General features: G+C 67.4%; 4 protein-coding genes and 1 pseudogene. 2 read left to right on the top strand and 3 right to left on the bottom strand.

The features are described 5' to 3' along the window. Positions 1–404 precede the first annotated feature (404 nt). Positions 405–6,418 (top strand): annotated as a pseudogene (locus WH07_RS13205) (RHS repeat-associated core domain-containing protein); the annotation flags it as partial. 879 nt (positions 6,419–7,297) lie between these two features. Here the strand turns inward: WH07_RS13205 and WH07_RS13200 are convergent. Further along, the gene (locus tag WH07_RS13200) at positions 7,298–7,864 is read right to left on the bottom strand and encodes a hypothetical protein (protein WP_046499825.1); all 567 of its coding nucleotides are present in this window, start codon (positions 7,862–7,864) and stop codon (positions 7,298–7,300) included. 489 nt (positions 7,865–8,353) lie between these two features. Between WH07_RS13200 and WH07_RS13190 the strand changes: the two genes are divergently transcribed. Then, positions 8,354–10,036 (top strand): ISAzo13 family transposase, encoded by a 1,683-nt coding sequence (locus WH07_RS13190; protein ID WP_046499821.1) that lies wholly within the window; start codon positions 8,354–8,356, stop codon positions 10,034–10,036. A 14-nt stretch (positions 10,037–10,050) separates the two neighbouring features. Here the strand turns inward: WH07_RS13190 and WH07_RS13185 are convergent, their stop codons facing one another. Both WH07_RS13185 and WH07_RS13180 read right to left on the bottom strand, forming a co-directional pair. Beyond that, positions 10,051–10,641, bottom strand: a complete 591-nt coding sequence (locus WH07_RS13185) for a transposase (RefSeq protein ID WP_046499819.1) — start codon at positions 10,639–10,641, stop codon at positions 10,051–10,053. Next, on the bottom strand, positions 10,638–10,951 hold a 314-nt coding region (locus WH07_RS13180), incomplete at its 5' end, for a winged helix-turn-helix domain-containing protein (RefSeq protein ID WP_046499817.1). The genes WH07_RS13185 and WH07_RS13180, both read right to left, overlap by 4 nt.

Raw genomic sequence — 10,951 nt, 5'->3', positions numbered from 1 at the left:
GCCGATGATGACTTATGAGCGGACTGCCGTCACGCTGCGCAGCCGTGGCCCGGGTGAGAGCGGATCAACCACGCGGGCCGTGCGGGTCGTCGGGTGAGTGGCGGCAACCCCCCGAACGGCCGACCGATTTCACCGGCAAAAGCCGTGAACCGGTCCTCAACTCCCTTGATTCGATGACTGTTTGCAGGGAAAACCGGTGAATTATGTGATTAGCCCTGCAGAGAGAGCACTCTCCTATACCTCCGAAATCACGAGTCTGTTCGTCACTGACCGCTTCATCCTCTTACACGCCGTGGTGATCATCACATCCACACAGTTGATCTAGCGAAACTTCACAGATCCGTCACAGACTCTGAGGAATCTGATACGCCATCACGCGTGGTCCGTTCCTGGTCCCGCCCTGAATGGTCCGGGGGGACCTCGCCGTGTTCGGTCGCATTTCTCATGTCTGCCGTCGCCGTGCGCGCCGTCTGGGCACGGTCGCCGTACCGGCCATCGGTTCGGCTCTGCTCATCGCCCTGCTGCCGGCCCAGTCACTGGCCGTGCCGCCCGATCCCTTGGTTGCCGAGAAGGGCCGCGAGACCCTCGACCTGGAAGCGCTCGACCAGGACGAGACCGTCACGGGCAACACCTTCGAGCGGGACCTGGAGTCCCTGAAGGTGGAGGTTCCCGAGGATCTGGAGCAGGCCCCGGCCGGCACGGCCACGGCTCCCGCACCCGCCGCCGGCACGGTGAGCTTCGGCTCGGCGGCGGCCATGAGCCAGGCCGGCACGTCAGCCCGACAGGCCGGCCTCGCTCCCGTCCCGGGCCTTCCCGTCCGTCTCGGCCAGGCCCCGGACCAGGCCGCGCCGACCGGCACATGGAGCGTCCAGGTCTACGACCGCGCCGCCGCCGTCTCCCAGGGCATCGACGGCGCCGTCGTCAAGGTTCAGGCTCCCGCGACCGGCTCCGTCCCGATCTCCGTCGAGCTCGACTATGCGGAGTTCAAGAACCTCTACGGCGCCGACTGGGCCTCCCGGCTGCGATTCGTCCAGTTCCCCGAGTGCTACCTGACCACGCCGGATGTCGAGTCGTGCCAGGAGTACGAGGAACTGGAGACCGCCAACGACACCACGGCGCAGTCGATCACGGCGACGGTAGACACGGCGGCGGACGGGACGGTCTCCCAGACATCGGCCGGGGGGCCCGCCGCCTCCGACGGTCCGTCGGTCGTCCAGGCCGCCTACCGCACATCGAAGACCCCCTCGGCCACCCGGGTCGCGGCGGCAGGTGACTCCGCCGTGATCGGCGCGGTCGATTCCGGCGGGGGCGTGGGCGGCACCTTCAAAGCCACCCCCCTGGCCTCCAACGGCACGTGGGAGGCGGGCGGTTCCTCGGGCGCGTTCACCTGGTCCTACCCGCTGGCGGTTCCGGCGGCGCCCGCAGGCCCGGTCCCCGGTGTCTCCCTCACCTACAACTCCCAGGCCGTGGACGGCCGTACCGCTGTCGCCTCACCCCAGTCCTCCTGGATCGGTGAGGGCTGGGAGTACGACCCCGGCCATATCGAGCGCCGTTACCGGACCTGCAAGGACGACCGCAAGACACTGAACTCCGGGGGACCCAACAACACCACTAAGAAGGACAAGACGTCCGACCTGTGCTGGACGTCGTACAACGCGGTGATGTCCCTGGCGGGCAAGACCGCGGAACTGGTCCGGGACGCGCCGGCCGGCAGCGACCCCGAGACCGACACCGAGGTCTACCGCCCCCAGCAGGACGACGGCACCCGGGTCGAGCACAGGACCGGCGGCAGCAACGGTGACAACAACGGTGAGTACTGGGTCGTCACCACCACCGACGGCACCAGGTACTACTACGGTCTCAACCAGGTCGGCGGCGGCCACGCCGACACGGGCTCGGTCTCCACCGTTCCCGTCTTCGGTAACCACCCGGGCGAGCCCTGCCACGCCACGGCCTTCGCCGACTCCCGTTGCGGCGCTGGCAAGAAGCAGGCATGGCGCTGGGGTCTGGACAAGGTCGTCGACACGCACGGCAACACGATGGTCGTCAGCTGGAAGCAGGAGACCAACCACTACGCGGTCAAGAAGAAGTTCAAGTCGCCCGAGCAGTACGACCGCTTCGCCTACCCGACGGTCATCGAGTACGGCATGCGCGCGGACCTGACCAAGCCCTCGGCGACGGTCGAGTTCGGTGTGAAACAGCGCTGCCTGAAGTCGGAGACGGCGTGCGACGCGGCCAACTTCGCCAAGACCGACGACCCCGGCGCGTACCGCCCCTGGTGGGACACGCCCGGTAACCTCAACTGCAAGTCGTCGTCGAAGCTCTGCCCGCCCTTCCCGTCCTTCTGGACGCAGATGCGCCTGGACACCGTCACGACGAAGGGCGCCCGCGCCGGCCAGACCGGTCTCGGCAAGGTCGACACGTACGCGCTCCACCAGTCCTTCCCCGAGGACTGGTACGACACCTCCCCGGGCCTCTGGCTGAACTCGGTCACCCGCCGCGGCTTCGCCCCCGGCGACACCACCGGCACCCTCCAGCACAGTGACGGCGTCAGCTTCGCCGAATACTCGGTCGGCGCCACCTCGCCGCTGCGCACCCGTCTGCTCGACCGCCAGCTGCCGAACCTGGTCCTGAGCGGCCCGAACGACCAGCGCCCGGGGTTCACCCGGCCCCGCATCGGCACCGTCGCCACCGAGTACGGCGGTGACATCGAGGTCGAGTACACGGGCGGCTGCGCCAGCGAACCGGCAGAGGACAAGGGCAGGAGCAACGGCACCTGCTTCCCGGTGCGCTGGTCGCCCGACGGTGACGAGAAGACGCCCGCGAAGTCCTGGTTCAACAAGTACGTCGTCCAGTCCGTGACCGAGACCGACAAGGTCACCTCGCACGGCAAGCCCATCCACACGACGTACAAGTACACCGGCCCCGCCTGGGCCAAGAGCGTCGACGAGTTCACCCGGCCCGCCCTGCAGACCTACAGCGACTGGCGCGGTTACCGCGAGGTGGCCGTCACCAAGGGCAGCAAGTCCAGCTCCCAGCAGGGCGACCCCCAGGCCCAGTCGTACTCCGTGACGCGCTACTTCCAGGGTGTCGGCGGTGCGGTCAAGGACTCGGCGGGCACATACACGCTGGTCGAGGACGACGCGCCGCAGTACGCGGGCTTGACGGCCGAGAGCATTACGTACCTCAACTCCGACAAACGGGTGCAGGAGCGCACCCTGAACTACCCCTGGTCCAAGCAGACCGCGTCCCGCGCCCGCGAGGCCGAGACCGGCACGGATCTCGAACCGCTCGTCGCCCATCGCGCCGGCGTCAAGCGCACCGACGAGATCCAGACGGTCGACACGAGCTGGCGGTCCGTGCGCACGCTCACCTCGTTCGACGACACCTACGGCCTGCCGTACCAGGTGGAGACGGCCGTGGTGAAACCCAACGGCTCCGGCGGCGAGACCCTCTCCGACCAGACCTGCGCCAAGACTTCGTACGTGCACAACACCTCCGCGTGGCTGATCGGTCTGGCCAAGGAGCGGCGCACCACAGGCACCTCCTGCGCGAACCACGACACGGCGGACCCCGCCAAGCTGCTCAAGTCCGCGGTCCGCTTCAGCTACGACAAGCTGGCGTACGGGGCGACCCCGACGGTGGGTGAGATCTCCTCCGCGGCCGAGATCGACGGCGCAGGCACCTCCTACTCACGGGTCACCGAGACGACCTACGACGACCTGGGCCGCACGCGCACCGTCACCGAGCCCGGTGAGGGGACGACCGAGACCCAGTACACACCGGAGGCGGGCGGCCCGGTCACCTCGATCAAGGCGATCAACGCCAAGGGGCACGCCACAGTCACGGCCTTCGACCCGGGCCGCAGCCTGGCGCTCACGGTCACCGACCCCAACGGGCGGGTGACGAAGACCGAGTACGACGCCCTCGGACGCTCGGTGAAGGGCTGGTCGGCGTCCCGGTCGTCCGGCGGGAAGTCCGCGGATGTCCTGATCGAGTACCAGAACGCCATTGCCACCTCCGAACGGACGCGCCCGGCGGCGGTCACCGTCAGGACGCTCAAGGACGACGGCACCTACAGCAAGCAGATCACGATCTACGACGGCCTGATGCGCAAGGCCCAGACCCAGGAAGAGGCCCACGGCCCCGGCCGGATCGTCACGGACACCTCGTACGACGACCACGGACTGGTCGACGAGCAGACGGCCGGCTATCTGGCCAAGGGCGATCCCGCTCCCGAACTGTTCAGCCCCAAGTCGACCTACTCGATTCCCAGCTGGAACAAGACCCGCTACGACGGCATGGAGCGGCCGGTCCGCCAGTCGACCTACTTCGACGGCGACTACCGGTACGCGACCTACACGTACTACAGCGACACCAGCACCTACGTGGACCCGGCCGGCGGCACCGCCCCCCGTACCCGGACCTACACCGACGCCCTCGGCCGGGTCACCTCCGTACTGCACTACAACCGCGCCGACTCCTCCTCCGACACCGGACGCTCGACCACCTACGAGTACGACGCCCGCGGCAACCGCACCAAGGTCACCGACCCCGCCGGCAACATCTGGTCGTACACATACGATGCGCGCGGCCGGGTGACCTCCGCCACCGACCCGGACACCGGCGAGACCGACACCTGGTACGACGCCGCCGACCGGCCCGACAAGGTGACCAACTCCCGTGGGAAGACGACCCATACCGAGTACGACGTACTGGGCCGGATCGCCAGGATCCGTGAGGGGTCCGAGACCGCCACACCCGTCAAGGAGTTCACCTACGACAGTCTGCCCGGCGCGCTCGGCAAGCCGGTGGCCTCCATCCGGCACACCGCGAGCGGCGACTACATCAACAGGGTCACGGGCTACGACACCGAGTACCGGCTCACGGGCCGCGAGACGGTCATCCCGTCCAACTCCATGACCACGGGCGTCTCCGGCACCTACGCCTACGCGTTTGCCTACACACCGGTCAGCGGAAAGCCGCTGTCGGTCACCCTGCCCGCGTCGGCGGACTGGCCGCCGAGAAGGTCATCACGCGCTACAACAGCGACGGCCTGGCCGAGTCCACCTCAGGACGCGCCTGGTACACCTCGGACGTCACCTACTCGCCGTTCGGCGAGCCCCTGCGCACGGTCTCCGGCTCCCAGCCGGCCCGCGTCTGGACGACCAACTTCATGGACCCGCACACCGGCCGCCTCCAGCGCACGGTCGCCGACCGGGAGACCGCGGGCCCGCACCGCATCACCGACAGCTACTACTCGTACGACGCCTCGGGCACCATCACCTCCAGTGCCCGGAGCCTGACCGAGGCATCGGGCACCACCTGGGACAACCAGTGCTTCACCTATGACGCCATGGGCGAGCTGGTGAACGCCTGGACCTCGAACATCACCCCCGACGGCAAGTCCACCGGCTGCAAGGCGTCGAACGGCACGACCTGGGGCCACCGCACCGACTATGAGGCATCGACAGGCCCGGTGGCCGACGCCCCCGACGCGGCGGCCGACACCTCCAGCCCCGACGCCTCACTGACGTCGAGCCTGGCCGCCGCGGCACCCGATACGGCGACCGTCTCCACGGACGCCACCGCCTACCGCCAGTCCTTCACCTTCGACTGGCTCGGCAACCGCGCCTCCCTGACGGAACTCAACCGGGCCGACGCCACGAAGAACGTTTCCTACAAGTACGGCTACGACGGCGAGCGGCCCCACACCGTGGACTGGATCAGCTCCAGCCCCTCCGGCAAGGGCAGCGCCTACACCTACGACGCGGCCGGCAACACCGAGGTCCGTGACCTGTACAACACCGGGCAGAGTCTGACCTGGACGCAGGAGAACCGCCTCGACACGATCACGGACGACGGCAACAAGACCACGTACGTGTACGACGCCGACGGCAGCCGCCTCCTGGAGAACTCGGCGACGGGATCGACCCTGTACCTGGGCGAGACCGAGGTGACGACGAATGCGAGCGGGGCGATCACCAAGGCCGCCCGCGCCTATGCCCAGGCGGGTGCCCCGACCGTAGTCCGGACCGCGGCCAACGGCGCGACCACCGGCCACGTGATCAATGTGCTGCTCGCCGACCACCTCGGCACGGCCGGCACCGCGATCGAACTGTCCGGCACCCAGCCGGTGGCGCGCCGTGCCTACAAGCCGTACGGCGAGATCCGTGGCACCAAGCCGGCGAGCTGGCCCAACAAGCGCGGCTATCTGGGCGTCGGCATCGACGACGCCGCGACCGGTCTCACCCATATCGGTGCCCGCGAGTACGACCAGGCGTCCGGCCGCTTCCTCTCGGCCGACCCGGTCATCGACATCGCCGACCCGCTCCAGATGAACGGCTACGCCTACAGCAACAACAGCCCCATCAGCAAGAGCGACCCCACTGGCTTGATGCTCGACGACATGGGCGGCGGACCGAGCAAGCCCAGCAAGCCCACGCCCAGGCTGACACAGACGAAGCTGTCGGACGGCCGTACGGCGATCTATGACGAGTACGGAATCGGACACCTCATCGGCGGGACACCCGACAACTCTTACGCGGTAGCCGCTCTGAAGGCGCTGAACGACGACCTCAGGGCGGCGGGAATCTACACCGACGGCTCCCGCAGGGGAACCGGTGAGATCTATTTGTCGCAGATTGAAGACAAGCCGCTCGTGAAAAAGGGCACGTTCACGGACAAGGACGGAAAGCTCCGGTTCAACGGGACCACGTCCGACTTCATCAAGGTCACCTACGAGGACGGAAAGATCGTCGACGTGACCGACTTCGACGCGACGAGTTCCAAGGACGGAAAACCTCTCGCCCAAATTCGGGGCGACATCGAAGGAAAGATGGACCCGACCGACAAGAAACAGACGAACGGTGTGGTGTATGTCGCCCGAAGCGCCAACCAGGCCAAGGAGGTGGCCGATAGCTACGCCGGAGACTCCCGGGTCCGGGTGATCCATCCCGAAAGCGGATTCGATACGGGCAGGGTCTTCAACGGAGCGACCGGAGGAGCGAACTCCGCCCGGGTCAGCCCGAGGATTCGCGGCCGTGTGCTGGGGGTGGCGGGATCGCTGATGCCGTTCGCCCAGACCAACAGCTATGTGCGGAGCTTCGGCGTCGCCGGCGGTCTCGTGGAGATGGGCAAGGACTTCTTCGACCCGTTCGGATTCCACGAGGCAGTGGAAGCCCCGGCGTACGACGGTACCTGCGATCCGAGCAACTGCGCCTGAGCAGGCCCCGATCGGATCGGTGCGCCCCGCCGGAGAACTCCGGCGGGGCGCACCGCTGTGCACGGCAGGCGCTCAGTACGGAGCCATCACCAGGTCGCCGATCACCCGCAGTCCGACCTGCGCGGCCAGCCACGGCGCGCGTTCGGACTCGAACTGCTTGACGTGGACGAACACCGTGTGATCGTTCGCGGGTTCCTCCAGGTCGAGATCGCGGGCGTTCACGCACAGCGTCACGAACGCGCCTCTGGCCCCCCCTCTGCCCAGGCCCACTTCAGGGGCCTCGGGCCAGGCCGTGAAATCCCACCGCACTGTGGCCGGGCTGTCGCCCACCGCGTCGAGGAACGGGTTCACGGTCTCCGGTGACCTGGCCCAGCGCCTCAACAGGATGGGCAGGTGCGCCGACGGATCGTCGCCCTTCGCCGATGAGCCGTGTCCGTCGCCTTCGGCCCACCACTTGGCATCCGGAAACAACTTCAGCAGCGGTGAGAGGGTCCGCTCCGAGGAGATCCGTACCTCGAAATCGACTTCGAGATCCTCGAGATCGGCGAGCGCGAGCAGTCGCTCGACAACCCGTAGTCCCTCTGAGAGGTCAGCCGTTCTGAGGATGGGCTGGGCATATGAGTTGGACATGGCAGCCATTCTGTCACCTCGTTTCTCCGCCCGGTGGCCCTGGCCCGGGTAGCCTCGGAGCGCTTCAGGGCTGCACGGGATGCCGGGCGGCCAGCAGGAGCGAGGGGCGTACGAGGGCAGCGGGCACGTGTTTCTGGGCGGTGTGATGGCCTGGCCTGGGTGATCACGTCGAAGACCGAGGCAGCCGTCATCCAGGAGCCCCTCCACGTCGGGGACGTGCAGGAAGCAGGCGGCGATGCCTTCGACTTCCGGCGGCGTCCGCGGGTGCAGAACAGACCAGTCGGGAACGGTGCGAACATGCCCCGGAAGTCGCCCGGGGCCAGACGCTGGCGCATCCTCCACCTGTTCGCGTGCATCACCGTCGGCGGCCGCCGGTCCCAGCCCAGGGCTTCGGTGAAGTCTGCTGATGTCTGTTTCGTGATCACGTGAGCCCGAGGCGCTTAAGGGCCTGCCAGAAATTAACGTGTTGCTTCGCATGGTTCAGATCGTTGATCTGGTATGGGTGTGTCTGGTGAAGTTTGTGACCAACTGGCCGTGAAGTTCGAGGTGTTGCTTCCGCATCTGGACGAGCGGCAGCGGCGGCTGCTGATGGGGGCCGAGGCTCGGATCCTGGGTCACGGAGGTATCCGGGCGGTGGCGCGGACGGCCGAGGTCAGCGAGGCGACAGTCCGCAAAGGTGTGGCCGAGTTGGAAGCCGGCGAAGACCCATTGGGTCGGGTACGCAGGTCTGGTGGCGGTCGGAAGAAGGCCGTGGATCTTGACCCCGGGCTGCGGCCCGCGCTGCTGGCACTGGTGGAACCCGATGAGCGGGGCGATCCGATGTCGCCGCTGCGCTGGACGGTGAAGTCGACCAGGAATCTGGCGGCGGAGCTCACCCGGCAAGGGCACAGAGTCGGTGCGGACACCGTCGGCGCCCTGCTGCGCGAGGAGGGCTTCAGCCTGCAGGCCGGCACCAAGACCCTTGAGGGCAAGCAACACCCGGACCGCGACGCCCAGTTCTGCTACATCAACGAGCAGGCCAAAGAACACATGGCCGACGGTGAGCCTGTGATCAGTGTGGACGCGAAGAAGAAGGAACTGATCGGCGACTACAAGAACGCAGGCCACCAGTGGCGGCCGCCCGGTGAGCCGGTGCGGGTCAAAACACACGATTTCCTGGACCGACAAGGGCCGGGCAAGGCGATCCCCTACGGAATCTACGACATCGCAGCGAATACCGGCTGGGTCAGCGTCGGCACCGATCACGACACCACCGCGTTCGCCGTCGCCTCCATCCGCCGCTGGTGGCAGGCCCGAGGCCGACACGACTACCCAGCTGCCGCACGCCTGCTGATCACCGCGGACGCAGGCGGCTCCAACGGCTACCGCACCCGCGCCTGGAAGACCGAACTCGCCGCCCTGGCCACCCAGACCGGCCTCGAAATCACCGTTTGCCACATGCCACCGGGCACCTCGAAGTGGAACAAGATCGAGCACCGGCTGTTCTCCCACATCTCTATGAACTGGCGCGGCCGCCCGCTGACCAGCCACGATGTCATCATCGACAGCATTGCAGCGACCACTACCCGCACGGGGCTGACCGTCTACGCCGAACTCGACCCCAGCACCTACAACACCGGAATCAAAGTCACCGACAGCGACATCGACGCCCTGCCCATACACCGGCACCGCTTCCACGGCGACTGGAACTACACCCTGCGACCTCAGCCCTGCGTCACCACCGCGGACCAAGGCCCGCGGCCGACCAGCGCTTCGTCCCCACAGCCCTGCACTAGGTATCTGCGCAGCCCAGAACTCACTGGCATGCCCGAACCTGCGCTGGACGAACTCATCGGCCAACTGTCGCAGCCGCTGGAGGAGTTACGTGAGCGATCCCGGTTCCAACAGCGAGGAGCTGAGCGAATCCGTGCTCGTGGGGCAGGGGGCCAGGACAAGCTGACCAGCTCCGACAGAGTGCTGGCCACCGTCCTCTACCTACGCGAAATCAGCACCCGAGACCTTCTGGCCCAACTTTTCGGAGTCAACGGCAGCACTCTCACCAGGGCCATTCACCAGATCAAGCCCCTCCTGGCCGAGCACGGCCGCACCATCCCGCCCTCGACAGCCAGGTTCCGCACACCCGCCGACATCACCGCGTTCCTCGCGAACAGCACCCCTACAAAGATCAAACCGACACGTTAATTTCCGGCAGGCCCTTACTGATCTTTTCGTAAGTTCGGTGGGTGTGCTGGGTGGATGGTGAGGCCGGTGTGGGCGAGAAAGGACCATGGCAGTTGTGGGTTGTGGTTGATGCGGTGGATGCCTTGTTCGGTGGCGTCGGCGACATCGGCGAGGTGGTCGCCGGCGAGGTTGGCGAGTCCGCGCTTCTTCAGGGAGGACCACAGCAGTTCCACCGGGTTGAGCTCGGGAGCGTAGGCGGGTAATCGCTCCAGGGTGAGCCAGTCCTGCTCGGCGGCCCAGGCCCGTATCGCCCGGCTCCAGTGGGCGGACAGGCCGTCCCGGACCAGGACCACTTGCCCGCCGCGGTAGAACGCCTTCATCTGGTCGAGGACTTCGATGAGGGCGGTGGTGTCGTAGCTGCCGGGCTTGAGGTGGAAGCACAGACGGGCGCCGCGTTCGGGATCGGTGGAGTGGTAGCCCAGGGCGCCGGCCATCGACGCCCGTTTCCAGTTCAGGCGGTGCTGCAGCAGCGGGGTCCGTCCTCGGGGTGCGTAGGTGCGGCGGATCTGAGGCAGCAGGGAGATACCTGATTCGTCGAGGAAGACGATCCAGGCACGTGTGTTCACGGCCCCTTTTTGATGCGCGGCCACTCGTGCGCGATCCAGCGGGCGATCTCGGACTCGTCCCGCTCGACCGCCCGCCGCTCGGGCCGTTGCAGACTCCATCCGAGCCGGCCGGTCAGCAGCCGCCACACCGACGCCCTCGACAACACCACCCCCGTTATTTGCTCCACGACGGTGCCGACTCGCTCCAGGGTCCACAGGTCGGCCTCGAAACCATGAGCCTGGGCACCTCGCGCCAACGCGGCCCGGACGGTCTCGGCCTGGGCGTCGTCCAGCTTGGGCGGGCGACCGGTGGCCGCACGCCGCCGCAGGG

It is taken from the genome of Streptomyces odonnellii (assembly GCF_000981895.1).
Lineage (GTDB): Bacteria > Actinomycetota > Actinomycetes > Streptomycetales > Streptomycetaceae > Streptomyces > Streptomyces odonnellii.
This window is presented reverse-complemented; position numbering and strand designations above follow the sequence as displayed.

Excerpts from the sequence above, each read along its gene's own strand:
- WH07_RS13200 (WP_046499825.1), bottom strand. The coding sequence starts at position 7,864 with ATGGCTGCCATGTCCAACTCATATGCCCAGCCCATCCTCAGAACGGCT.
- WH07_RS13190 (WP_046499821.1), top strand. The coding sequence starts at position 8,354 with ATGGGTGTGTCTGGTGAAGTTTGTGACCAACTGGCCGTGAAGTTCGAG.